General features: G+C 36.2%; 26 protein-coding genes. 14 read left to right on the top strand and 12 right to left on the bottom strand.

The genetic code is table 11. From position 1 onward, the window contains the following. Positions 1 to 61: 61 nt before the first annotated feature. The 3 genes from AACP56_RS09000 to AACP56_RS09010 all read left to right on the top strand — a co-directional run bounded on the left by AACP56_RS09000 (position 62) and on the right by AACP56_RS09010 (position 1,899). Positions 62 to 796: a M15 family metallopeptidase gene (locus AACP56_RS09000; protein WP_339338786.1), complete on the top strand. Its 735-nt coding sequence runs from the start codon at positions 62 to 64 to the stop codon at positions 794 to 796. A 43-nt stretch (positions 797 to 839) separates the two neighbouring features. Beyond that, positions 840 to 1,610: a M48 family metalloprotease gene (locus AACP56_RS09005; protein WP_339338784.1), complete on the top strand. Its 771-nt coding sequence runs from the start codon at positions 840 to 842 to the stop codon at positions 1,608 to 1,610. Between the two features lie 121 nt (positions 1,611 to 1,731). Further along, positions 1,732 to 1,899, top strand: coding sequence for a DUF6747 family protein (locus tag AACP56_RS09010; protein ID WP_339338782.1), 168 nt, complete (start codon positions 1,732 to 1,734; stop codon positions 1,897 to 1,899). 101 nt (positions 1,900 to 2,000) lie between these two features. Here the strand turns inward: AACP56_RS09010 and AACP56_RS09015 are convergent, their stop codons facing one another. Continuing rightward, complete coding sequence (locus AACP56_RS09015) at positions 2,001 to 2,390, bottom strand: ankyrin repeat domain-containing protein (RefSeq protein WP_339338780.1); 390 nt, start codon at positions 2,388 to 2,390, stop codon at positions 2,001 to 2,003. A 200-nt stretch (positions 2,391 to 2,590) separates the two neighbouring features. On the opposite strand from AACP56_RS09015, the gene gpmI reads away from it, so the two are divergent. The 3 genes from gpmI to AACP56_RS09030 are packed head-to-tail and all read left to right on the top strand — an operon-like array spanning position 2,591 to position 5,725. Continuing rightward, the gene (gpmI, locus tag AACP56_RS09020) at positions 2,591 to 4,093 is read left to right on the top strand and encodes a 2,3-bisphosphoglycerate-independent phosphoglycerate mutase (RefSeq protein WP_339338778.1); all 1,503 of its coding nucleotides are present in this window, start codon (positions 2,591 to 2,593) and stop codon (positions 4,091 to 4,093) included. A gap of 49 nt (positions 4,094 to 4,142) precedes the next feature. Further along, the gene (gene map / locus AACP56_RS09025) at positions 4,143 to 4,958 is read left to right on the top strand and encodes a type I methionyl aminopeptidase (RefSeq protein ID WP_339338776.1); all 816 of its coding nucleotides are present in this window, start codon (positions 4,143 to 4,145) and stop codon (positions 4,956 to 4,958) included. Between the two features lie 2 nt (positions 4,959 to 4,960). Then, complete coding sequence (locus tag AACP56_RS09030) at positions 4,961 to 5,725, top strand: class I SAM-dependent methyltransferase (protein WP_339338774.1); 765 nt, start codon at positions 4,961 to 4,963, stop codon at positions 5,723 to 5,725. Here AACP56_RS09030 and AACP56_RS09035 read toward each other — a convergent pair whose 3' ends face one another. The 8 genes from AACP56_RS09035 to AACP56_RS09070 all read right to left on the bottom strand — a co-directional run bounded on the left by AACP56_RS09035 (position 5,726) and on the right by AACP56_RS09070 (position 13,263). Continuing rightward, positions 5,726 to 6,736, bottom strand: a complete 1,011-nt coding sequence (locus tag AACP56_RS09035) for an FAD:protein FMN transferase (protein ID WP_339338772.1) — start codon at positions 6,734 to 6,736, stop codon at positions 5,726 to 5,728. Between the two features lie 6 nt (positions 6,737 to 6,742). Further along, the gene (locus tag AACP56_RS09040) at positions 6,743 to 7,114 is read right to left on the bottom strand and encodes a Na(+)-translocating NADH-quinone reductase subunit F (RefSeq protein WP_339338770.1); all 372 of its coding nucleotides are present in this window, start codon (positions 7,112 to 7,114) and stop codon (positions 6,743 to 6,745) included. Between the two features lie 72 nt (positions 7,115 to 7,186). Continuing rightward, positions 7,187 to 8,494 carry an NADH:ubiquinone reductase (Na(+)-transporting) subunit F gene (nqrF, locus tag AACP56_RS09045; RefSeq protein WP_339338768.1) on the bottom strand — a complete coding sequence of 436 codons (1,308 nt, stop codon included), beginning with the start codon at positions 8,492 to 8,494 and terminating at the stop codon, positions 7,187 to 7,189. Between the two features lie 3 nt (positions 8,495 to 8,497). After that, the gene (nqrE, locus tag AACP56_RS09050; protein WP_339338766.1) at positions 8,498 to 9,235 is read right to left on the bottom strand and encodes an NADH:ubiquinone reductase (Na(+)-transporting) subunit E; all 738 of its coding nucleotides are present in this window, start codon (positions 9,233 to 9,235) and stop codon (positions 8,498 to 8,500) included. Between the two features lie 10 nt (positions 9,236 to 9,245). After that, positions 9,246 to 9,893, bottom strand: coding sequence for an NADH:ubiquinone reductase (Na(+)-transporting) subunit D (locus AACP56_RS09055; protein ID WP_339338764.1), 648 nt, complete (start codon positions 9,891 to 9,893; stop codon positions 9,246 to 9,248). A gap of 1 nt (position 9,894) precedes the next feature. Continuing rightward, positions 9,895 to 10,647 carry a Na(+)-translocating NADH-quinone reductase subunit C gene (locus AACP56_RS09060; protein WP_339338762.1) on the bottom strand — a complete coding sequence of 251 codons (753 nt, stop codon included), beginning with the start codon at positions 10,645 to 10,647 and terminating at the stop codon, positions 9,895 to 9,897. Between the two features lie 2 nt (positions 10,648 to 10,649). Further along, complete coding sequence (locus AACP56_RS09065) at positions 10,650 to 11,909, bottom strand: NADH:ubiquinone reductase (Na(+)-transporting) subunit B (protein ID WP_339338760.1); 1,260 nt, start codon at positions 11,907 to 11,909, stop codon at positions 10,650 to 10,652. 1 nt (position 11,910) lies between these two features. Then, positions 11,911 to 13,263 carry a Na(+)-translocating NADH-quinone reductase subunit A gene (locus tag AACP56_RS09070; protein WP_339338758.1) on the bottom strand — a complete coding sequence of 451 codons (1,353 nt, stop codon included), beginning with the start codon at positions 13,261 to 13,263 and terminating at the stop codon, positions 11,911 to 11,913. 152 nt (positions 13,264 to 13,415) lie between these two features. Here AACP56_RS09070 and AACP56_RS09075 point away from each other — a divergent pair, with 152 nt between their 5' ends. From AACP56_RS09075 to AACP56_RS09100, 6 genes are all read left to right on the top strand, one after another. Further along, positions 13,416 to 14,660: a type IX secretion system plug protein gene (locus AACP56_RS09075; RefSeq protein ID WP_339338756.1), complete on the top strand. Its 1,245-nt coding sequence runs from the start codon at positions 13,416 to 13,418 to the stop codon at positions 14,658 to 14,660. Positions 14,661 to 14,687: 27 nt separating this feature from the next. Then, a complete protein-coding gene (locus tag AACP56_RS09080) occupies positions 14,688 to 15,899 on the top strand; it encodes a DUF3667 domain-containing protein (RefSeq protein WP_339338754.1) in 1,212 nt (403 codons plus the stop codon). A gap of 2 nt (positions 15,900 to 15,901) precedes the next feature. Further along, positions 15,902 to 16,288 (top strand): Co2+/Mg2+ efflux protein ApaG, encoded by a 387-nt coding sequence (gene apaG, locus AACP56_RS09085; RefSeq protein WP_339338752.1) that lies wholly within the window; start codon positions 15,902 to 15,904, stop codon positions 16,286 to 16,288. 62 nt (positions 16,289 to 16,350) lie between these two features. Continuing rightward, on the top strand, positions 16,351 to 17,979 hold the full coding sequence (pruA, locus tag AACP56_RS09090; RefSeq protein ID WP_339338750.1) for an L-glutamate gamma-semialdehyde dehydrogenase: 1,629 nt from the start codon (positions 16,351 to 16,353) through the stop codon (positions 17,977 to 17,979). Between the two features lie 440 nt (positions 17,980 to 18,419). Further along, entirely contained in the window at positions 18,420 to 18,932 is a 513-nt protein-coding gene (locus tag AACP56_RS09095; RefSeq protein WP_339338748.1) for a DinB family protein, read from the top strand. Between the two features lie 101 nt (positions 18,933 to 19,033). Next, positions 19,034 to 19,411 (top strand): hypothetical protein, encoded by a 378-nt coding sequence (locus AACP56_RS09100; protein WP_339338746.1) that lies wholly within the window; start codon positions 19,034 to 19,036, stop codon positions 19,409 to 19,411. Between the two features lie 18 nt (positions 19,412 to 19,429). On the opposite strand, the gene rsmG is transcribed toward AACP56_RS09100, so the two are convergent. After that, positions 19,430 to 20,065 carry a 16S rRNA (guanine(527)-N(7))-methyltransferase RsmG gene (rsmG, locus tag AACP56_RS09105; protein WP_339338794.1) on the bottom strand — a complete coding sequence of 212 codons (636 nt, stop codon included), beginning with the start codon at positions 20,063 to 20,065 and terminating at the stop codon, positions 19,430 to 19,432. Between the two features lie 116 nt (positions 20,066 to 20,181). On the opposite strand from rsmG, the gene AACP56_RS09110 reads away from it, so the two are divergent. Together AACP56_RS09110 and AACP56_RS09115 are read left to right on the top strand one after the other, a co-directional pair. Next, complete coding sequence (locus tag AACP56_RS09110) at positions 20,182 to 21,282, top strand: fatty acid desaturase family protein (protein ID WP_339338744.1); 1,101 nt, start codon at positions 20,182 to 20,184, stop codon at positions 21,280 to 21,282. Positions 21,283 to 21,297: 15 nt separating this feature from the next. Continuing rightward, entirely contained in the window at positions 21,298 to 22,488 is a 1,191-nt protein-coding gene (locus AACP56_RS09115) for a pyridoxal phosphate-dependent aminotransferase (protein WP_339338742.1), read from the top strand. Between the two features lie 31 nt (positions 22,489 to 22,519). On the opposite strand, the gene AACP56_RS09120 is transcribed toward AACP56_RS09115, so the two are convergent. Continuing rightward, a complete protein-coding gene (locus AACP56_RS09120; protein WP_339338740.1) occupies positions 22,520 to 24,010 on the bottom strand; it encodes a TrkH family potassium uptake protein in 1,491 nt (496 codons plus the stop codon). After that, positions 24,010 to 25,359, bottom strand: coding sequence for a Trk system potassium transporter TrkA (trkA, locus tag AACP56_RS09125; protein ID WP_339338738.1), 1,350 nt, complete (start codon positions 25,357 to 25,359; stop codon positions 24,010 to 24,012). The genes AACP56_RS09120 and trkA overlap by 1 nt, the downstream gene beginning before the upstream one ends. Between the last annotated feature and the right edge of the window lie 2 nt (positions 25,360 to 25,361).

Genomic DNA, 25,361 nt, shown 5'->3' on the forward strand with positions numbered 1-25,361 from the left:
AGAGTGGCATAACTTTTGGCATATGCTTATCTAAGAACAAAAGATTCACTTAAAATTTATCATGCAAAGACGTACATTCATCAAAAAGACCAGTGTTAGTAGTCTGGCCATAACCATATTACCAGGATTTACCATGACCAACGAACCCGAATATACCATTGAGGAATTAATGGGCAAAGCAGATATAGAATTGTTTGGTGATGGTATAAATCTTAGAAAAGAGGCACATGACGCTTTTATTGAAATAAAAAAAGCGGCATATAGTGCAGGTTTTGATATTAAAATGATTTCTAGCTATCGAAGCTATGAACGGCAAAAAACAATTTTTGAAAGAAAATTTATAAAATACACAGAGACTGATGGTATGCAACCTATTGCTGCCATTGACAAAATTATCGAGTATTCTACCATACCAGGAACAAGTCGTCACCATTGGGGTACTGATATAGATATCATTGATGGTTACCCTAGGGTGTCCGGCGATGTATTGGTCCCAGAAAAATTCGGCGAAGGTGGTCCATTTGAAGCTTTTAAAAAATGGTTGGATGAAAATGCCGAAAAGTTTGGCTTTTACTTAGTCTATACTGATGATTATTTTAGAAAGGGTTTTAAATATGAGCCATGGCATTATAGCTATGCCCCACTTTCCAAACCTATGCTTGAACAATTTAGGGGCGTCAACATCTTTAGACAACTTATCAGGGAAGAATTTGAAGGTAGTGAGCATTTTACAACAGGGTTTTTAAAAACCTATATCCAGAACAATATTTTGGGTGTTAACGAGGAACTATTATAATCCTTTTTTTATATCTTACGGGAAACTAGAACACTAACATAAAATGAGAAGCAGAGGTAGTTGGAAAATTCGCATTTTCATTGGCTTGGCCATTGTGGCATTTGCTTTTATCAAAAAATGTAATAATACCGAAGAGAATCCATACACAGGTAGATCTCAACACATTAATATGTCCACGGAGCAAGAAATTGCCATTGGATTGGAAAGTGCGCCTCAAATGGCACAACAACATGGTGGGCTTTATCCAGATGAGCGTCTACAGGCATTTGTGGATGCTGTCGGGAAAAAACTTGTCAATAGCAGCATAGCTAGGGACACACCGTATCGGTATGATTTTCACTTACTAGCTGATGATAGAACAATCAATGCATTTGCCCTCCCGGGGGGACAATGTTTTATCACCTATGCACTTTTTTCACAATTAAATGAAGCGCAACTTGCCGGAGTTTTAGGTCATGAAATAGGACATGTAATTGGTAGACATTCTGCAGAACGTATCGCAGAAAGTAATTTCTGGAGAACAGCAACTATGGGAGCAACTGTAGGTGCAGGAGATTTAGGCAACATTGTCGGTGGAATAGGTCAAAACACACTGCTTACCAACGGACGCGGGGATGAATTGGAGAGTGATGAACTTGGAGTTTTATTCATGATACAATCCGGATATGACCCTTATGAAATGATAAAGGTGATGCAAATTTTAAAAGCTGCTGCTGGACCAAATCGTGTGCCCGAGTTTCAAAGTACGCATCCAGATCCAGAAAATCGTATAGAAAAGATAAAAGAAGCCATCATAAAGTATCAAGGTCGATAAAATTGTAAGTTCATCGAGTAAAAAGTGACTTTGGTTCTATTTTTGTACATTTACATATCCAAATCATACACCACCTTAAACCTAATTAGCTAAGTCGTTTACAAACAGAAAGACATAACTAATGGGAACACTTATACATTTTAAAAATCTCTATTCGGAGGCTTTTGCTAATTGCAAACCAGAATTTTTGGTAATCGTACTAAAGGCATATTCAGCATTTTGTGCACTAATGATATCTATGGCCGTATATGCATTTTTATATCGTGCATTTACTGGTTTTGAATTCTAATATTATCAATTTATATATTTACTCTTTTACTTGAACACTATAAGGTAAATGAAAAACCCATTGCGCTGCAATGGGTTTTTTGATGAAATGAATAAACTCCCTTATCCTTTCATAGCTACTTTAATTACTTTTAGAGCTTCCATTGCATTGGATAGTTCTGCATACTTTTTTACGGTATACCCTTTATCACATCTTGCTTTTAAGTTTGCCCCATTGTCTATCAACAATTGCAAAATTTCTGGCTTATTGTAACGTGCGGCAAAATGAGAAGGGGTCATCCCTAAAGACTTCTTATTTACATCTTCTCCAAATTCAATCATTTTTTTTACGGTGTCATAATCACCTTTCATAATTGCTTTGCAAAAAGAACTTACTTCAAGACTTACTGATTCTTCAATGTTGGCTTTAGTAACATTGTTTGTTTCATTGGCATAAATGCCCGTAGCTGCACAAGAAAGCGCAACTGCGATTGTTAGGATTGTTTTTTTCATGATGAATGAATTTTTGATTATAGATTTAATTGATATAAAAATAGACTCCATTGATAAGGCTTTGTTACACGATTAACACTTAAATAACTAAACTTTAACAAAGCCTCATTTTTTAACATAAATATTTAACAAATTCGCATTAACAAAAACCTAGTTGGTATGCATATAACACGTTATTTTTGAAAACTCAAAATCATCTCATGAACAAGAAAGTTATTTTAATGATTCTAGATGGGTGGGGTAAATCACCGGACCCTAAAGTTTCAGCGATTGAAAATGCCAATACACCATTCGTTGATTCCTTGTACCGATCATATCCTAATGCAGATTTACTCACTGATGGAATGAATGTGGGTTTACCTGAAGGTCAAATGGGAAACAGCGAGGTCGGGCATATGAATTTAGGTGCCGGTCGAATCGTATACCAAGACTTGGCAAAAATCAATAAAGCTGTAAAAGAGAATACGTTAAAAGACGAAAAAATACTAAAAGATGCTTTTGAGTTCGCAAACACTAACAATAAAGCTGTTCACTTTCTAGGTTTGGTGAGTGATGGTGGCGTACACAGCCATATAAGCCATTTAAAAGCCTTAATAGATGCTTCTGAAAGTTACAAGGTGAAAAATACATTTATACATGCATTTACTGATGGACGTGATGTAGACCCTAAAAGTGGAAAAGGTTTTCTTGAAGATATAACTAACTATTGTTCAGGCAAAAATGCAAAACTGGCTACGGTTATTGGTCGCTATTTTGCAATGGACCGCGATAAACGTTGGGAAAGGGTGAAGAAAGCCTATGATGTTTTGGTAAATGCAACTGGGAAATCAGCGAATGATATTTCCCTTGCTATGCAGGAAAGCTATGATGGTGGTAAAACCGATGAGTTCATTGAGCCTATAGTTCTTCAGAAAGAAGGAATAATCAAAGAAGGTGACGTAATTATCTTTTTTAATTTTAGGACAGATAGAGGTCGTGAACTTACTCAGGTTTTAAGCCAAGAGGACTTTCCCGAAAACGATATGAAAAAGTTGGATTTATATTATGTGACCATGACGAACTATGATGATTCTTTCAATGGAATCAAAGTAGTATATGATAAAGACAATATTAAAGACACTCTTGGTGAGACATTAGCTAAAGCGGATAAAAAACAGATTAGAATTGCCGAAACAGAGAAATACCCTCACGTTACCTTCTTTTTTAACGGAGGGAGAGAAGAGCCATTTGATGGTGAAGAACGTATTTTGTGCCCCTCCCCAAAAGTTGCCACTTATGACCTAAAACCAGAGATGAGTGCTTATGAGATAAAAGATGCTATTCTCCCTGAACTCAAAAAAAGTAAAGTAGATTTTGTATGCTTAAATTTTGCAAACCCAGATATGGTTGGGCATACTGGTGATATGCAAGCGGCCATAAAGGCATGTGAGGTTGTTGATGAATGTGCAGCAGCAGTAATATCAACAGGTTTAGAAAATGGATATTCAACTATCCTTATTGCAGACCATGGTAACTGTGATACGATGATTAATCCAGATGGTAGTCCCAATACAGCACATACTACCAATCCAGTACCGCTAATTTTGGTCGATAAGGATATTAAGATAATAGAAAATGGGGTACTAGGAGATATTGCTCCTACAATTCTAAAGATGATGGGAGTTGAACAGCCAAGTTTAATGACACAAAAGTCTTTAGTATAAGGTCTTCTTGTAAACATAAATTTATTAAGATACACTTATCTTTGCTGCTATGATTAAAATTAAGACGGTAGAAGAGATTGAATTAATGCGTGAAAGCGCATTAGTAGTATCCAAAACTTTGGGGATGATAGCCTCTGAAATAAAGCCTGGTGCAAATCCTCTAAAATTAGACAGATTAGCTGAGGAGTTTATCCGAGAACAAGGTGCCGAACCAGGGTTCTTGGGAATGTATGATTTCCCCAATACCTTAAATTGGAGTCCAAACGCCCAAGTAGTGCATGGTATTCCTAATAATGATGTCTTAAAAGATGGTGATATTATTTCCGTTGATTGCGGGGCTTTAAAAAATGGTTATTATGGAGACCACGCCTATACTTTTGAAGTTGGTGAAGTTGCTGAAGAAACCAAAAAGCTATTAAAAATCACTAAAGAGTCTCTTTATATTGGGATTAAAGAATTTAAACTTGGAAATAGAGTTGGTGATGTAGGCTATGCGATACAGAAATACTGTGAAAATCATGGCTACGGAATAGTTCGTGAATTGGTAGGTCATGGTCTTGGTAAAGGACTACATGAAGACCCGCAAATGCCCAACTATGGTAAGCGTGGTCGGGGTAAAAAATTTGTAGACGGAATGGTTGTCGCAATCGAGCCTATGGTAAATATGGGAACTAAAAGAATAAAGCAACTAAATGATGGTTGGACTATTTTAACTGCCGATAATCAACCTAGCGCACATTTTGAGCATGATGTTGCGCTTATAGATGGTAAACCAGAATTACTTTCCACTTTCCAATATATTTACGATGCATTAGGAATCACATCTAATGAAGAGGAAGAATTACGAAGCAGTAAAACTGTTTAACAGTGTCCAAACTCTTTAAATACTTTTTAAATTTAATTCCAAGGCCTTGGCTAATAATAATAAGCTATTGGATACGTCCAATTTTGGTACTCTATTATCATGGAAACAAATTTATTGATCCTATTGACCAGAAAGGTTTTCGTAAATTTTTGCCATATGGCTATGAAAATCCAAGGGAAGGAGTACTATCCCCTTCTACATTATCGTTAGAACGCCATAGACTTCTTTGGCTTTATTTACAGAATGAGACCAACTTTTTTAGGGGTAATCTAAAAGTCCTTCATTTTGCTCCAGAGCAGGCATTTCTTAAGCGATTTCAAAAACTAAAAAATATCGAATACACCACTACGGACCTTAATTCTCCAATTGCAGATGTAAAGGCGGACATATGCAACCTTCCTTTTGATGATAATAGTTATGATGTGGTTTTATGTAATCATGTACTCGAGCATATACCAAACGACACTAAAGCAATGCAAGAATTGTATCGTGTACTAAAACCTGGAGGATGGGGTATATTTCAAATCCCCCAGCACTTAAATAGGGAAAGTACATTTGAGGACAACTCAATTACCGATAAGAAAGAACGTGCCAAAATTTTTGGTCAGTACGATCATGTACGTATATACGGAAGGGATTATTTTGATAAATTAAGAAACGTTGGGTTTAAAGTAGAAGAAGTAGACTATACTTCAATGCTCTCCATAGAGAAAGTAAACAAATATCGATTGGCCAAAGGAGAAATAATTCCTTTAGTAAAAAAGTAACTATTTTTTAACCATTTTTTCGAATCCCGGAGTCATAAATTCTTTTGTGTTTCCCTCTTCACCCAAATAAATAATGAATGCGTCCAATTGCCCCTTTTTCTCTTCCAACAAGGATTTAATATCTTCTAAATCCATAGCCATAAATGCTGTGGCATAGCCATCTGCCTGTATACAATAATCCGCAATAACTGTTGCCGATAGTATATTGGAAATTTTTGGATAGCCTGTTTTTGGGTTAATCGTATGGACATACTTTTTTCCAGTTTTTTCGTCTATCCTAAATTTTCTATAATTTCCGGAAGAAGCCAAAGCCTTATTTTTTAGAAAGACTACAGCAGCACTCCCCCTATTGATTACATTGTTTGGATCATCGATTCCAACAGTCCATGGTTTATTGGAAATTAGGTTAGTTCCCTTTGCAACAATTTCACCTCCAACTTCTACTAAATAGTTTTTGATATTATGCTTTTCCAACATCCTTCCTAGCCTATCTATAGCATACCCTTTAGCAATTGCATTAAAATCAAATCTAATTCCTGGTTTCATTTTAGTAATGGTAAAATCTCTATTGAGTCCAACATGCATCCAACCCACGTATTGCATTAAGCTATCTACCTGAATGCTATCTAATTGATGTAATGCTTTGCCTGGACCAAAACCCCAAGCATCTACCAATACTCCCACAGTGGGATCAAAATAGCCATTGGATTCTATATTTATAACTTGACTTTGAAAAAACACATCCCTAAACATTTGATCAACCACGAGTGTGCTGTCACCATTGTTTATTCTTGAAATATCAGAATCAGGATGATAGGTAGAGAGAGACTTATTGAAAACGGTAAACACAGAATCTATTTCTCTCTGAAAATCGAGCTCTTGATCTAAAATATAAATTATAGAATACGTGGTTCCCAATGCTGAACCTCTATTCTGATTCTTGACCAATTTTGGTTTTGAAGTACAACCAAACACTACTAGCAACAACAAAAACAGTATAACGTTCTTCATATTCAGCTATTTAATCTCAACAAGTCCATCATAGTCTACTATATAATCTTCATTTAAATTTACTGGAAGATTATAATCTTTAGCATTAACCAAACCTACAGCTGCATAAAAAGTACGAGCTTCAAACTTTAAAGCATGGTCTCGCATTTTATTCAAGTCTGCTCTAAAGAATTCCATATCCTTAGGGTCTCCAGGATATTCAATACTTTTTACTACAACAAAACTCAACTTCTTTTCTTTTGTGCAAACAAACTGCGGATTCTTTTTAAGTTCGCTATTTACCGCTAAAAACTCATATCCATTTTCCTCAAGCTGCTTACCAACAATATTCATTGCTAAGTTGTGTAGTTCTTGTTCTGTAAGTTTTCTACGTTCCATTTATATAAAAAGCCGATACATTTTGTATCGGCTTAAATTTTAGATTCTAAAAACTATAATTTTCTCTATTAGCTATCCACCGAAATCATCGAATCTGATGTGCTCATCTGGAATTCCAAAATCTTCACCCATTTTTTGAACTGCTTTGTTCATTAATGGAGGCCCACAGAAATACAATTCAATATCCTCTGGTGACTCGTGATGGTTTAAATAGTTATCTATAACACAATTGTGTATAAATCCAACAAAACCGTCTCCTGGAGCGTCTATATTCTCTTTAACCTTCCAGTTATCTTCCTCTAAAGGCTCTGAAAGCGCTAAGTAGAATTTAAAGTTTGGAAACTCTTTTTCTAATTTATAAAAGTGGTCCAAATAGAATAGTTCACGTTTTGAACGACCGCCATACCAATAAGAAACCTTTCTATTGGTCTTTAAGGTTTTAAACAAATGATATAAGTGTGAACGCATTGGAGCCATTCCAGCACCACCACCAACATATAACATTTCAGAGTCTGACTCATTAATAAAGAACTCACCATAAGGTCCAGAAATCACCACATCATCTCCCGGCTTTAAGCCAAAAATATATGAAGATGCCACACCTGGGTTTACATCCATCCAACCATTCTTAGAACGATCCCATGGCGGAGTTGCGATACGCACATTCAGCATAATTTCTCTTCCCTCAGCAGGGAAAGAAGCCATTGAGTATGCTCTTTCTACCATCTCTGGATTTTTCATTACCAAAGGCCATAGATTAAACTTGTCCCATTCTGCTTGAAACTTATCTGGGGTATCATGTTCTTCTGGGTGAGCAGTTATGTCCATATCTGCGAATTTTACTTCACATTTGGGAACCTCTATCTGAATATAACCACCCGCTTTGTAACCCATATCTTCAGGAATCTCAACAACAAATTCCTTAATAAAAGATGCTACATTATAATTACGAACAACTTTCGCTGGCCATTTTTTAATACCAAACACTTCTTCAGGAATGGTAATTTCCATATCCTGCTTTACCTTAACTTGGCAAGCCAAGCGTGCTCCATGCTGTAATTCTTTTCTTGAAAAATGAGGTGTTTCTGTCGGTAAAGCTTCACCTCCACCTGAAAGCACATGGCATTCACATTGGATACAAGTACCACCACCACCACATGCAGACGGTAAAAATACTTTTTGATTGCCTAAAGTAGACAACAATGTACCTCCAGAAGAAACCTCAATTTGCTTTTCACCATTAATTGTCAATGTAACCGGACCAGATGGTGATAGTTTTTCTTTTGTAAATAAAAGTAGTGCAACCAACATTAATAATAATATTAGAAACGCGACTACTGTGATTAGTATAGTACCTCCTGTACTTGTAGCTAAAATCATTTTTTATTTGTTTTTAACTTCGTTATAAGAGACTGCTTTTTCATCTTCAATCTCTTTCTTAATTTCTTCTACTTCAATCTTTTCTGCCGTGGTTGACTGTGTTTCTTCCGGTGGTTCGTTATCCCCTGTCAACATTCCTCCAAAGCTTTGAAAACCAATTCCCATAAGTCCGGTAATGATAAACGTGATTCCCAATCCTCTTAATGGAGCAGGGACGTTTGAGTATCTAATCTTTTCTCGGATAGCAGCAATTGCCAAAATAGCTAAGAACCAACCAATACCTGAACTAACTCCATAGTTAAATGCCAGTCCAAGGGTTGGAATCTCTCTCGCTTGCATAAATAATGAACCTCCTAAAATAGCACAGTTCACCGCAATTAATGGGAGAAATATACCTAATGAGTTATAAAGGGATGGTGAGAATTTCTCCACAACTATTTCAACCAATTGCACCATTGTCGCAATAGTTGCTATAAATAGAATAAAGGATAAAAAACTTAAATTATAATCTGCATATTCCGGACCTAACCAAGCTAATGCACCGTCTTGCAATAAATACTGATCTAACAACCAGTTCAATGGGACGGTAACTGCTAATACGAAGATTACTGCCGCACCTAAACCTACAGCAGTACTTACCTTTTTGGAAACAGCCAAGTATGAACACATTCCCAAGAACACGGCAAATACCATGTTGTCTATGAAAATGGATTTAAAAAATAATTCTACATGCTCTAACATAATCTTCTATTTATGCTTCTTCAATTAATGCTTTGTTTTTTGAACGTTGAACCCAAATTATAATACCTACAACAATTAGCGCAGCAGGAGGAATAATCATGAAACCATTATTTTCATAACCCGTTGCATATAAACCTGTCTTAGCAATTGGATCTCCTAAAACTGGATATCCAAGCAAAGTTCCTGTTCCTAATAATTCTCTAAAAAATCCAACTATGATAAGAATAACTCCATAACCAAGGGCATTTCCGATACCATCTAAAAACGATTTCCAAGGCCCATTTCCTAATGCAAAAGCCTCAAAACGTCCCATAATAATACAGTTGGTAATTATTAATCCAACAAATACAGAAAGTGTTTTACTTAATTCATAAGCAAATGCCTTTAAAACTTGATCAACAATAATGACCAATGTGGCCACTACTATCAATTGTACAATAATTCTAATTTTTGAAGGGATGATATTTCGCATTAAAGAAATAACTACATTACCAACCCCCAACACAAATATTACTGAAATAGACATCACAATAGATGCCTTTAGCTCTGCTGTAATTGCCAATGCAGAACAAATACCTAAAACTTGGATTGTAATTGGGTTATTATCCGCAAGTGGGTCTAATATAAGATTTGCATCTTTTTTTGAAAGTAGCGCCATATTAATTGGTTCTAATCGTTTCTAAGTAAGGTTTGTATATTTTCAAGGTCTCTTTAATCATAGCGGCTACACCGTTTCCAGTAATTGTAGCTCCTGCTAGGGCATCAACCTCATTATCGTCTTTATTTTCATTGAGTGGATCGTTATTTCCCTTTGCAACTGAGACTCCAGCATATCTGTTTCCATCTAAAACAGATTCTCCAGTGAAATCATCCATGAAATACCGTAACTTGATATTAGCGCCAAGTCCAGGTGTTTCACCTTTATGGTCAAAATAAGCGCCCTGTACTACCATGTTTTCATCAAGAGACATAAAACCCCATATGGCATCCCAAAGTCCTTTACCATACATTGGAAGTATATAGAACTTTTTTCCATCTTTCTCACCAACAAACAATGGGAACTTAGCATCATCCCCATTTTTAAGTGCAGACAACTGTTTCTTCATATCAATTAGATAAGCATCATTCTGCTCTTCAACAGTTCCGTTTGGTGCTATTATTAATTGTTGAGTGATATATTTTGAAAATTCTTCTTCTACTTCTGTAGTGGGAATAAAATTTACGCCACTATCTTCCGTATTTTCATTTACACCCATGGCATAAAGAATGTTCTGTTGCTTTTCAAAACGTTCATTCTCTTTAATTTTATCGCTAAGTCCCGATGCCATAAAAGCAAGTGCAGACCCCACAAAGATTACCATAAGTACCGCAAAAATTACGGTGTATGAATTTTTGTCTGTATTGATTGCCATACCTAAACTGTTTCTACTTTTAATTCCTCTGCTTTACCATCCGATGGTTTTGGAAGAATTGTTGCGTTTTTTAATCTTTTCATACGTCTCTTTACGTTACCTTGAACCACATAATGGTCAATGGTTGGTGCAAAAACGTTCATTAACAATATTGCCAAGAACACGCCTTCTGGATATCCTGGGTTAAATACCCTAATCATTACGGATATGAATCCAATTAAAAATCCATAAATCCATTTTCCCTTATTCGTCTGTGAACCTGTTACTGGGTCTGTGGCCATATAGACAATACCAAAGGCCAACCCACCTACAATCAAGTGTTTCCAAAAATCAAAGCTCATTAAACCATAGAATTTACTGTATTCCGGAATCCATTCCCAAGCAACAGCACCATTAAATATTAGTCCCATCACTAAGGAACCTATAACAGCACTTAGCATAATCCTCCAGCTAGCAATTTTGCTGAAAATCAAAAATAATCCTCCAAGTAAAATCAATAATGTAGAAGTCTCGCCCACTGAACCGGGAATAAATCCAAAGAACATATCCGAGACCGAGTATGAAAATTCACTTGTATTTCCCTGAGCTAGATACCCCAATATAGTTTCACCTGAAATAGCATCAGCAGTACCTGCCAAATTAACCGCATCATGAACCCAAACTTTGTCCCCACTCATCCATGTAGGATATGCAAAAAATAAAAATGCTCTAATGGTTAATGCCGGGTTTAAAATATTCATTCCAGTACCGCCAAATACTTCTTTTCCAATTACCACACCAAATGCAACAGCTACAGCTAGCATCCAAAGAGGTGTGTCAACTGGTATAATAAGCGGAACCAACATTCCTGTCACTAAATACCCTTCTTCTACTTCGTGACCTTTGATTACAGCAAAAATAAATTCGATGACCAAACCAACGCCATAAGAAACAATGACCAAAGGCAAGATGGTAATTGCCCCTAGCCAAAAGTTATCCCAAGTAAGGAAATGCTCAAATAATGAGAACTCAGCTGGGAAACCATTAATTGCGGAATAATGCTGATAACCGGCATTGAACATACCAAACAACAAACATGGCACCAATGCCATGATTACAGTGTTCATAGTCCTTTTTAAATCGTCAACTGCGCGAACGTGACTTCCAGAGTGTGTAGTTTCGTTCGGTGTATACAAAAAGGTATGAAGGGCATTAAAGGCTGGAGCCATTTTTTTACCCTGATATTTTAATTTAAGCTGATGTAATTTTTCTTTCATGCCCATTTTATCCAATTTCTTGATACATTAAATCGAGTCCCTCTCTGATTATCTGCTGGTGCGGTTGTTTAGAAATGCATATGAACTCTGTTAGTGCAAAATCTTCTGGAGCTACTTCGTAAAGACCTAATTGCTCCATTTCGTCCAAATCTTTAACCATACAGGCTTTTAACAACTGTAGCGGATAAATATCTAAAGGAAAAACTTCTTCATATCTACCAGTTACCACAAAAGCTCTATGCTCACCATTGGTATTGGTATCTAAATCGTATTTTTTGTTCTTATTTAACCAAGAGAATGTTAATGCCCTTGTAGATGATATTTTATTAAATACAGGCTTATTCCATCCAAAGAACTCATAATCATCGCCTTCTGGAATAGCTGTAACTGTATTGTTATAAAAGCCCAAATGGCCTTCTGGACTAGTTTTTGAACCTGTCAGCACATCACCGTTAATCAATCTGAATTTATCTTCATTAACTCCGCTTGCATATAAGAAAGTTGAAATCTCAGCACCAATCTTGGTAGTATAATACTTTGGAGCTTTTACTGATGAGCCAGCTAAAGCGACTGTACGTTCTGCATTAAACTTTCCTGTTAACAAAAACTCACCCATAACTACCAAATCTTGGGGGGCTACAGTCCAAACCGTCTCGCCTTTATTGATGGGGTCTAGTTTATTGATTTGTGTCCCAACCAGTCCTGCAGGATGCGGACCGGAAACTTTGTGCAAGGTTATCCCCTTTAGGTTTGTAAAAGATGATGTTTCTTTATTTCCAACAGAGACGTGAACTTGACCCGGTGTCATTTTGGCAAGTGCTGTTATTGCAGCCTGTAATTCATTCTCTTTACCTCTAAGTACATAATCAACATCTGCTGCTAAAGGAGCGGTACTATAGGCTGATATAAAAATCGCTTTGGGAGTTGCATCTGGATTTGCAACCACATCATATGGTCTTTGTTTTATAAAAGGCCAGCAACCAGATAGTAAGAAAGCCTTTTTTAAAGACTCAGCATCTGTATTATCTACATCAATCACAGTACTTTCTTGATAGCTTTGTTCTTTATCTGCAAGTATCTTTACAGTTAAAATACGTCTTCTTGCACCTCTTACAATTTCAATCAATTCCCCACTTACAGGAGAAACAAAGCACATGTCTTCGATATTCTTATTGTAAAAAATAGGCTCCCCAGCTTTGACCTCAGCACCTTCTTTAACCAACATTTTAGGGGTAATTCCGTGAAAATCTTCTAGATTAAGGGCATAAACGTTGCTTAAAACAGCCTTGGATGTAGTTTGTTCAGCAGCCCCGATTAGGTTGATGTTCAACCCTTTTTTTATTCGGATGTCTTTAGACATAATTCGTGTGGACCTTTCGTTAACAAAATTGCTGCAAATTTACTACTTAAAGGATAATTATTATAATTAATTGACCATAAAATTAGTATTACATCGAGCTTAATTTGTTGGGCATACTTTTTGTTTACCTTTACCCTCAAAATATGCTTTGAATGCGCTTTTTTCTTAAACAGCTTTTGCTGCTTTTATTTACTTCTACCCTATTCGCACAGGTGCAAGAAGAAGTAAATCCACCGTACCATATTAAAACCATCATTTTCAAAGGTCCAACGGAAGATCAATTTCCAGTTATTAAATTAGGGGAACAAATTCTTTTGGAATTCGATGATATTACGGCAAGTGAACAAGATTACTATTTTAAAATTGTGCATTGCGATTATGACTGGACTCCGTCTGAGCTGTTAAAATCACAATATATAGTTGGTACAGATAACCAAAGAATAATTAACTACGAAAACAGTCTTACCACTTTACAACCCTATTCCAATTACCAATTAACCCTCCCTAACAGTCAACTAAAGTTTAAGGTGAGTGGCAATTACGTTATTGAGGTCTACAATACCAGACAAGAACTCCAATTCTCTAGGCGATTTGTCATCTATCAAGATTTAGTAAAAGTTGGCGGCGTTGCCAAACGTTCTCGAGATTTTAATTTTTTGAATGAGAAACAAGTAGTTCAATTCAATATCAACACTTCTGGATTTGAGGTTGTGAATCCAAAAAAAGAGGTGAAAGTGGCCCTAATCCAAAATTATTTTTGGCCAACAGCAATCTATAATATAAAGCCTCAATTCACCTTGGGAAATGAATTGGTCTATAAATATGACCAAGAAACCAGTTTTTATGGAGGTAATGAATACTTAAATTTTGATACCAAAGATTTAAGAGCGCCATCATTTGCCATAGCCAACATAGAGTTTAAAGAATTGTACAATCATTACCTTTTTACCAATCAATACAGATATAATAGACCCTATACTTATTTCCCTGATATAAACGGAGATTTTGTTGTTAGAACCCTACAAGGAACTGATGTTTCCCGCGAGGCAGAATATACCAAAGTACATTTTAGCCTTCCTTACAATCCTGAAATGGGCTTGGACAATGTTTATGTCTTTGGGAAATTCAATAATTACGAAGTCAGTGAAGAAAACAAAATGGTCTATAATGAAGATAGTGGTAACTTAGAATTAACTTATCCTTTTAAACAAGGCTTCTATAACTATAAGTATGTAACAGAAGATGAAGAAGGCATTATAGACCTTAATAGTGTTTCGGGCAACTTCCATTTTACTGAGAACAATTACCTTATTCTAGTTTATTACCGCAATTTTGGAGACATGTATGATAGCATTATAGGTATTGGCTCGGTCAACTCAAGAAATATCAGTAATTAATTTATCTTTAATCCCAGAACCAACCAAATGGCAAAGGGAGAAGAAAGAAGCCTTATTACCAAAGGGCGTTATGAACTAAAGTTCAGGGGCACTGAATGCCTTAACTGTGGTCATATCTTGGATATGAGTGACAAATACTGTCCAAGTTGCTCACAAGCCAATAGCATTAAGAAACTAACACTGAAAGACTTTTTTGATGAGTTTCTTTCCAATCTGGTCAACTATGATTCTAAATTATTGGCCACGCTATATGCCATGCTAATAAAGCCTGGCACCATTACCAAAGATTATATTAAGGGAAAACGCATTTCTTACACCAATCCCTTTCGGTTTCTTTTAAGCTTGGCTTTTTTATACTTTTTAATGGTAAGCTACGGGGGCACTTTTTCAACCTTGGATGACCTACAATTGGATGAAAAAATAAAACAGACAGGACCATTATCATTTACTTTTGATGACGATAAAACCTTGGAAGAACAAGAAAAAGACAGTATTGAATCCGAAGCGCAGCTAGATAAGCTTTTTAAAGGTTTAGATTCCATAAAAACAAACAATCCAGAGCTAAATAAAGGTTTACAAGGTCTTGACTCTTTAGAATACTACATAAAACAAAGAGAGTTAAAAGAAAAAGAGTCTGATTCTTTAATGGATGCAAATCCAAAACAATATTACCAAAATCTCTTAACTGATTCTGAAAGTGGGGCGTTTGATAAAATGGAGTTTTTCTTTTTAATGCTGAGAAGAGATTCTATTAGCAGCTATGCAGATGCCAAGGCAAAATATGATATTGACGGCTCTTTGGGCACTAAATTGGCATTTAATGCTTCAAAAAGTAGTTTACGAGCTTTGCGGCAACCTGGTAGCTGGCTAAATGATACTATGGCGAAGCTTCCATTTGTCATATTTTTCTTTTTACCCATCTTTACAATTTTCATTTCTGTGGTGTACATCCGTAAAAAATACACCTATACCGATCATTTAATCTTTAGTTTCCACAACCAATCCTTATTATTTATCTTGCTCATCCTTAGTTGGATAATAGACTCAATTTTTGATTGGTCCACATCTGGTTTATTCTTGCTAATTTTTGGAATTTACCTTTTTCAGGCCATGAGAAAATTCTACAACCAAGGATTTTTTAAAACGAGTATTAAATACGTGTTTCTAAATTCAGTATTTACTTTTTTAGCAATAATTACAGTATTGTTATTGGGAATAGGAAGCGTTTTTACCTACTAATTATGATTACACAAGTAACCAAAGGAATTAAAGTATCGGTCCAAACTACTTTTGAAGGAACCTTCTTCAAAAATTATAAAATGCATTATGCATTTGGGTATACCATTACCATTGAAAACCAAAGCAAGGAAAATGTTCAGTTGACTGCACGACATTGGGACATCTTTGACTCCTTAAAAGAGACAGAAACCGTGGACGGCGAAGGTGTAATTGGGAAAAAACCCGTTATAAGGCCTGGCAAGTCCCATACGTACAGTTCTGGATCACTTTTAGCCTCACCGATAGGCGCAATGAGAGGTTTTTTCCATATGGTAAACTTGACCTCAACCGATGAATTTTTGGTTGAAGTGCCTACCTTTAAATTTGCTGCTCCTTTCGCCTTAAACTAGTCGCTTTTTAGATTACTGTTTAGTACCTTTGCCGGAAATATTTAACACTTAAACTTTCCGAAATGGGTAAAGGTTTTTTTCAAGTACCAACTGCAATTAATGAACCTATAAAAAGTTACTCTCCAGGCACTCCTGAGCGTGATTCCGTTCTCAAACAATACAAAACATATTATAACAGTCAAGTGGAAGTTCCGCTTTACATTGGACCTGAAGAAATTAAGACAGGGGACAAAAAACCTATGTCTCCCCCTCATGACCATAAACATATTGTTGGTCATTACCATACTGCTGAAAAATCACACGTTGAAAAAGCAATTGCCAACTGCTTGGACTCTAGAGAAGCCTGGGCAAATCTAACTTGGGAACAACGTGCAGCTATCTTTTTAAAAGCTGCAGAACTGATTGCCGGACCTTACCGAGCAAAAATAAATGCTGCCACAATGATGGCACAATCAAAAACAATTCACCAAGCAGAAATTGATGCTGCATGTGAGTTTATTGATTTTCTTCGTTTTAACGTGGAGTATATGAGCCAGATTTATGAAGAACAACCTGATTCTGCCGAAGGTATTTGGAACAGAGTAGAATACCGTCCATTAGAAGGTTTTGTATATGCCATAACGCCTTTTAACTTCACTGCCATTGCAGGAAATTTACCGGCAAGTGCTGCTATGATGGGTAATGTGGTGGTATGGAAACCTAGTGATAGCCAAGTCTATTCTGCAAAAGTCATCATGGATGTCTTCAAAGAAGCTGGTTTACCTGATGGTGTCATCAATATGGTCATGGGTGACCCCGTAATGATTACTAATACCGTTTTGGCAAGTCCAGATTTTTCAGGACTGCACTTTACAGGTTCTACACATGTTTTTAAAGAATTGTGGAAACAGATTGGAACTAATATTCATAATTATAAAACCTATCCTCGTATTGTGGGAGAAACTGGCGGTAAGGATTTTATCATTGCCCATCCAACTGCAAAACCCCAACAGGTTGCAACAGCGATTACACGAGGTGCTTTTGAATTTCAAGGACAAAAATGTAGTGCAGCCTCTAGAGTTTATTTACCTAAATCCACAGCTGATGAAATTTTAGGTTTGGTCAAAAAAGATATAGAAAGCTTTAATAAACCAGGTTCCCCAGAGGATATGAGCAACTTTATAACTGCAGTAATCCATGAAGGCTCTTTTGACAAATTGGCAAAGTTCATTGACCAAGCAAAATCGGATAAAAACGCTGAAGTCTTTGCAGGTGGCTCATATGATAAATCTAAAGGATACTTTATTGAGCCAACAGTAATTGTAGCGAATGACCCAAAATACACCACTATGTGTACCGAACTTTTTGGCCCTGTAGTTACGGTTTATGTATATGAGGATGCAGCTTGGTCTAAAACCTTAGAACTAGTTGATGGTACATCAGAATATGCCTTAACCGGTGCTGTACTTTCACAAGATAGATATGCTATAGATGAAGCTACTAAAGCTTTACAAAACTGTGCAGGCAACTTTTATATTAATGACAAACCAACTGGTGCGGTTGTTGGCCAACAACCTTTTGGTGGCGCTAGAGCTTCAGGAACCAATGATAAAGCGGGTTCTGCACAAAACTTATTGCGCTGGGTTTCCCCAAGATTGATTAAAGAGACTTTTGTAACTCCAGAGAATTATCGTTATCCATTTTTGGGGTAGAAAATAATAGTTGACACAAATAATAAAAGCCGCTCAATTTATGAGCGGCTTTTATATTATTAGGAATGAATACCATTAAAACTATCTTAATATATCTATACTAAAACAGGATTATTTTACAATTCGCGCTTCAGGTTCACAATTTTTATGTAAATTTAACGTTAATTAATTGATTCTAAATTGTTATGTGATTAATTCAATCATCAATTATGACAGCATTAGGCAACATATTAATTTCTTTAGGTCACTTTGTAGAAAAGGTATGGTCCAGCTTAAAATGTTACTCTCGGAAGTGCAAACGGGTCTATGATTTAGTGCTTCACACTTAATTTCTAGATATAACAAAACTTGTCGCAATGATTAGGAAAAAAGATTTTTGATTACATTTATGATGTATTGATTTATATCTCATTTAATAAGAATTCCTAATCTAAATCACAATGAAAAAATTAACAATGCTGTTTATGTTACTCTTAGTAGTAGCAACATATGCACAAGACAATTTGGCCCAATCCACCATAAAAGGTGTTTTACAGGGCAATCAAGGGCAAGTTATTCAACTTGCTGAAGCTTTTTCTGAAAGTCAGTATGATTGGAGACCAGCTGAAGGTGTAAATTCCGTTGGAGAAGCACTTTTACATATTGCTGGCGGCAATTACTATTTAGCCATGAAAATGGGTTTTCCACCGCCAGAAGATGTGGATATGATGAATTTAGGAAAAATCACCGGAAAAGATAAGATTATAGAAACCCTAAAAAAGTCAAATGAATTCGTATTAGAAAAAATCATGATGGTTAAAAATGATGATTTGACTACAGAAGTAGACTTTGGTTTTGCTAAAATGAACAAAATGGGTGGACTTTTGGCGATGATGGAACATAATGGAGAGCACAAAGGACAGTTAATTGCTTACGCTCGTTCCAACGGTGTTGTTCCGCCATGGAGTAAATAAAACCTTTTTTCAAAATTATTAAAGGATGCGCTAATGCATCCTTTTTTTTATGCCTAAAGCAACCCTTTTGAAAATAAAGCACCTGTAAAACAAAAAGACATATGAAAAGGGTTTTGTTTTTCACTAGTATATTCCTGATTTTATTATCCTGTGAAAATGATGACAATGATTTACCTCTTATTGCGGCATGTGATGTGAATAATCCAATTGAGGAACTATCATGGCTAAAAAGTCAAATAGAGGAACTAAAAAATATTGACAGTGAAACTTCTAGGTATTTCTACATTCAAATAGCAGAATACAAAGGTGAGACTGTTTTTGTTTCAAATAATTGTTGTCCATTTTGCAATACTGTCATACCAGTATATAATTGTGAAGGTGATTTGCTTGGTACTTTCTTTACAGAAATTCAACCTGACGAAATAAAAAATGCCAAAATACTTTATAGTCCAGTTGATTTTCCTTGTACTGTGGACTAAGTCCTTTTTACACCTATATTAACCCTTAAACTTCTGAGGCAAGTAGACAACTTTTTTAGTTTCAAAGAAATCCTCATTAAAAAACTCGGGCAAATCAAATATTTCAGCACTTCTATAAGCTTTCAATTCCTCGGTCAAATCACCACCTTTTAGATAAAGGATTCCATTTTTTCTTTCATGAAAGGAATCTTTTTTTGTTTTCCCCTTGATCCAATGCACAAAAGTTGGCATTGCTGCTACTGCCCTACTCACAATAAAATCAAACTGTCCCGGTAAATCTTCCACTCTACTGTGGTGAGCCGTAACATTTTCCAATCCCAAACCATCAATAACTTCCTGAACCACTTTTATTTTTTTACCTATTGCATCCACGAGCGTAAAGTTTGTCGCAGGAAATAATATTGCCAAAGGTATTCCAGGAAAACCTCCACCAGTACCAACATCTAAAATAGTGGCACCTTCATTAAATTTTTGGATTTTTGCAATTCCTAAGGAATGAAGCACGTGTCGTATATAAAGTTCATCAATATCTTTTCTGGAAACCACATTTATTTTCTGGTTCCAATCCTTATACATAAACTCCAATTGTAAAAAATGCTGTTTTTGAATTTCGGTTAGTGTTGGAAAATATTTAAAAACGATTTCTGCAGTCATCATATTTGTTAAACTGGCCAAAAATAATACTTTTAGAATCCCAAAGAACGTTTTAGTATAACCCTAACTTTTAGGACTACCAATTTAGTTACCTTTGTAATGTAAAATTTCAAAAGATGCAGAAGGATACAATTCGATTTTCAAGAAAGGATTCCGCACAGTTTTTTAGAACTCTTAATAAAAGAGTCAATCAATATTTTAACGAGAACAAAATCAAAAAAACAGGTAATTGGAAACTACACCTAAAAACAATAGTGATGTTTTCCATTTTTCTGGCACCATACTTTTTAATCCTAACTTTAAACCTACCATTTTGGGGGTATTTATTACTCTCTATGCTTATGGGTGTTGGCATGGCCGGGGTAGGTATGAACGTAATGCATGATGGCAACCACGGTTCTTACTCCAACAAGAAATGGGTGAACAAGTTAATGGGCAGTAGTATTTATATTCTTGCTGGCAATGTTTATAATTGGCAAGTGCAACATAATGTGTTACACCACACTTACACCAACATTCACGAGCATGATGAGGATATGGAAGCTGGACGTGTATTACGTTTTTCAAAGCACGCTGAATGGAAAAAACATCATAGATTCCAACACTATTATTCAATCTTCCTATATGGATTGTTGACTTTTAATTGGGCGATAACTACAGATTTTCAGCAAATGTACCGTTATATGAAGCGAAAGTTATCCTATGGCAAACTACCAAGTCCAGTAATAAACTGGAGTACATTAGTTATTACGAAAACACTTTATATAACTATTTGGATTGTGCTTCCTTTGCTTTTAGTAGACATTCCCTGGTGGCAAGTTTTACTTGGTTTCTTCATTATGCACTACGTTGCTGGAGTAATTTTGAGTGTCGTATTTCAGTTGGCACATATCGTTGATGATGCTCAAACCCCGCTGCCAGATGAAAGTGGCACTATGAAAAACACTTGGGCTATTCACCAGCTTTTCACTACTGTAAATTTTGGAACTAAGAATAGAATCATAAATTGGTTTACCGGTGGATTAAACCATCAGGTTGAGCATCATATTTTTCCAAATATCAGTCATGTTCATTACACAAAAATTTCTAAAATTGTGAAAGAAACAGCCAAGGAGTTTAATTTACCTTATAACGAATACAAAACAACCAGAAAAGCTATAATTTCACACTTTAAACATTTGAAAGAATTGGGGAAACAACCTTCTTTACAATACTAGAAATTCTACTCAACAATGAACAACCAACTTTCGGAAAGGATAAATAGCGTAACTCCTTCCGCAACCCTCGAAATGGCTGCCAAAGCCCGTGAATTAAGAGCTTCAGGAAAAGATATCATTGGATTAAGTTTGGGGGAACCAGACTTTAATACTCCAGATTACATCAAAGAAGCTGCTATAAAAGCAGTAAACGATGGATATAATTCTTACACTCCGGTGGACGGTTATGTTGAATTGAAAGAAGCTATTATCACAAAATTCAAAAGGGATAACAATTTATCCTACGAACCATCGCAAATAGTCGTTTCTACAGGAGCAAAACAAGCTTTATATAACGTTGCACAAGTTAGTTTGAACAAAGGAGATGAAGTTATTCTACCATGCCCATATTGGGTAAGTTACAGCGATATTGTTAAGCTAGCAGATGGTGTACCGGTTGAAGTGCCGACATCCATAGAAAATGATTTTAAGATGACAGCAGCTCAACTAGAAGCTGCCATTACTCCCAAAACAAAAATGCTTTGGTACAGCTCTCCTTGTAACCCTAGCGGTTCCATATATAGCAAACAAGAGCTTAGAGCGTTGGCAGACGTCCTGCAAAAGCATCCTCAAATTATTGTAGTTAGTGATGAAATCTACGAACACATTAATTATGGGGTAACAGAACATGCTTCTATGGCTGAATTTGAAGACATGTATGACCGCACAGTAACTGTTAATGGCGTTGCAAAAGCTTTTGCTATGACCGGTTGGCGGATAGGTTATATTGGTGCTCCAACTTACATCGCTAGAGCATGCAATAAATTACAAGGTCAGGTTACCAGTGGAGCTAACTGTATTGCGCAAAGAGCTGTGATTACCGCCTTAACAGAATCACCAGAACGTATTACATACATGGTGGGTGAATTTAAAGAACGAAGAAAGTTGATTCTTGAATTGTTAAATGGTATTGATGGATTTAAGTGTAATGAGCCTGAAGGTGCATTTTATGTATACCCGGACATCACCGCATTCTTTGGAAAAACCTTAAATGGCACCAAAATCAATAATGCTTCAGACTTTGCCATGTATTTACTTGAAAACGCCAATGTAGCAACAGTAACTGGTGATGCTTTTGGAAATGGCAATAGCATCCGAATTTCTTATGCCGCTTCTGAAAAAGAGATTAGAGAAGCCATATCCAGGATTAAAGCAGTGGTTGAATAAAATCAATTTGAAAAGGAAAATACGTTTCAAATTAAGTCTTTTTCCAAAAGAAAGGTGTCATCAAAATTAAAACAGTAAACAGTTCTAATCTTCCTAAAAGCATTAAGAAGCCACACCACCATTTACCAAAAGCAGGCAGTTCGCTAAAATTGACTACTGGATTTAAATCCCCCAAAGCTGGCCCAACATTACCCAAAGATGATGCTGCACCACCAATTGCAGACTCAAAATCCAAGCCCAAAAATGCCAGCACTAATGCCCCTATGATAAATAAGAGCATGTACAGTACAAAAAATGCAATGATGTTATAGACAATATGCTCGGTCACTGTTTTGTTGTTGTACCTAACAGGAATAATTGCATTGGTATGGAGTGTACGCTTAAATTCCAAGATTCCATTTTTAATAATCAACAAGTGGCGCATTACTTTAATTCCCCCAGAAGTTGAACCTGCTGAACCACCCAAAAACATCAGTCCAAAAAAGAAAACAGTTAAAAAAGGCGTCCAATTCGTAAAATCAGCCGTTACAAATCCTGTGGTAGTAACAATTGCCAATACTTGAAACAAAGCATGCCTAAAAGAACTTTCTGTCTTACCCCATACCTGTGGATGATAATCAGAAACAGGAACATCCGCTTGAAGCAGAACAATTAAAAAAGCAACCAAAGTAAATCCAACAATAAAAATGGTATACACCCTAAACTCTTCATCTTTGATGACCCGTTGTGCCTTACCTGTAAATGCAAAATAGCTGATAACGAAATTTGTACCTGCCAAAAACATAAAAACGATGATGATGTATTGGATAATGGGTTGATTGTTCCAGAATGCAATACTGGCATTTTTGGTGGAAAAGCCACCAGTTGATAACGTTGCCAATGCATGGTTCATCGCATCAAAAAATGACATCCCCGCTAGCTTTAATAAAATGGTTTCTGCAACCGTATAACCAACATAAATAAACCACAGTCTTTTAGCAGTGTCCGTAATTCTAGGGTGTAGTTTATCACCACCAGGACCAGGTGCCTCAGCTGCAAATAGTTGCATTCCCCCTATCCCTAAAAGCGGAAGAATAGCAATTGCCAAAACGATAATACCCATTCCCCCAATCCAATGGGTGAGGCTTCTCCAAAACAAAATTCCTTTTGGCAAAACCTCAATATCATTTAAAATTGAAGCACCAGTTGTAGTATATCCAGAAATTGTCTCAAAGAAAGCATCTGTAACTGAAGGTATTGCTCCTGAAAAAAGATAAGGTAGCACGCCAGACAATGACATTACTATCCATCCAAAAGTAACGATGATGTACCCTTCTTTTCTTTTAACTTCTTTTCGGTGTCCCCGGGTATAAAACATCGCCATAACACCTACCAATAGTGTTACTATGGCAGCCATGGCCATATCTAAAGTCGCACCATCTTTGTACAATCCGCTAACCAATGCAGCAAGCAGCATAAAACCACCATTGCATAGCAATAGCAAGCCCATGATGTGAACGATAATCCTAAGATTAAGTCGCATTATAAAAATAGCTTTTCAATTCTTGAAATTGCCTTTGGAAGACAGCATACCACAACTTTATCCCCTTCTAAGATTTTAAAATCCCCTAACGCGATAATTCCCTTTCCATCCCTTATCACCCCACCAATAATGGCGTCACGAGGAAAATCGAGTTCTTTGATAATCTCTCCATTTACAAGCGAAGTCGACTTTACTTCAAACTCTAGGATTTCTGCATTTAAATTAGTCAATCTGGTGAGGGCCAAAACCTCTCCCCTTCTTATATATCTAAAAATATTATTGGCCGCTAGTAGTTTTTTATTAATTAGGGTATCTATTCCAATGGAATGTGAAAGTTGGAAGTAATCCATGTTTTCCACCAAAGCAATGGTTTTTTTAATGTTCTTAGACTTAGCCACAAGACATGACATGATATTGGTTTCGGAATTCCCGGTCACAGCTATAAAAGCGTCCATAGAATTTAAACTTTCTTCGTCCAACAGTTCTACATTTCTACCATCTCCATTTATTACCAATGCATTGGGCAATGTATCTGCAATGTCAAATGCTTTGTCCTTATTTTTTTCAATAAGCTTTACGTTGAATTTATTATTGCATAGGTAATTGGCAGTCTTGCATCCTACCTTACTACCACCAAGTATCATCACGTTCTTAATTTCTTTCTTTTTCATCCCCGTAAGCTTGTAGAGCTCATCTACACCTTCAGCAGAAGTAATGAAATACAATTGATCTCCTTCCTTAAAAACCGTATCCCCCCTTGGTATAACGGTATACTGGGTACCCATACGCTGTAGAGCAATGGGCATAAAATGGAGTTCTGGAAAAATAGTGGCAGCCTCTTTAACCATCTTACCAACAAAAGGAGCAGTTTTTGGTAGAAAAACACCTACCATAGTCAATAAACCTTCCTCAAACTCATAAGTATCATTAAACGCAGATTGATTCAATAACAATTGAATTTCATTAGCGGCCAATTCTTCTGGAGAAATCAACTCATCGATACCCAACTCTTTGAATTTTATAAGATCTTTATTGTCAACAAATTCAGTATTCGAAATTCTGGCGATTGTTCTTTTACTACCCAATTGCTTAGCCAGCAAACATAATGTCAAATTAGTGGTTTCAGAAGCAGTAACACCAATCACCAAGTCCGAACTTTCCACATTGGCATCTTGAAGTACAGAAATTGACGTAGCATCTCCCTTTAAAACCCTAATGTCCAAATGGTTATCCGCATAGGAAAGACTTTCCTTATCCGTATCAATCAATATGATATCCTGCGATTCATATGATAAAAGCTTGGCTAAATGAAAGCCCACTTCGCCAGCACCTGCTATGATTATTTTCATTA

It is taken from the genome of Croceitalea sp. MTPC6, assembly GCF_036985525.1.
GTDB lineage: Bacteria > Bacteroidota > Bacteroidia > Flavobacteriales > Flavobacteriaceae > Croceitalea.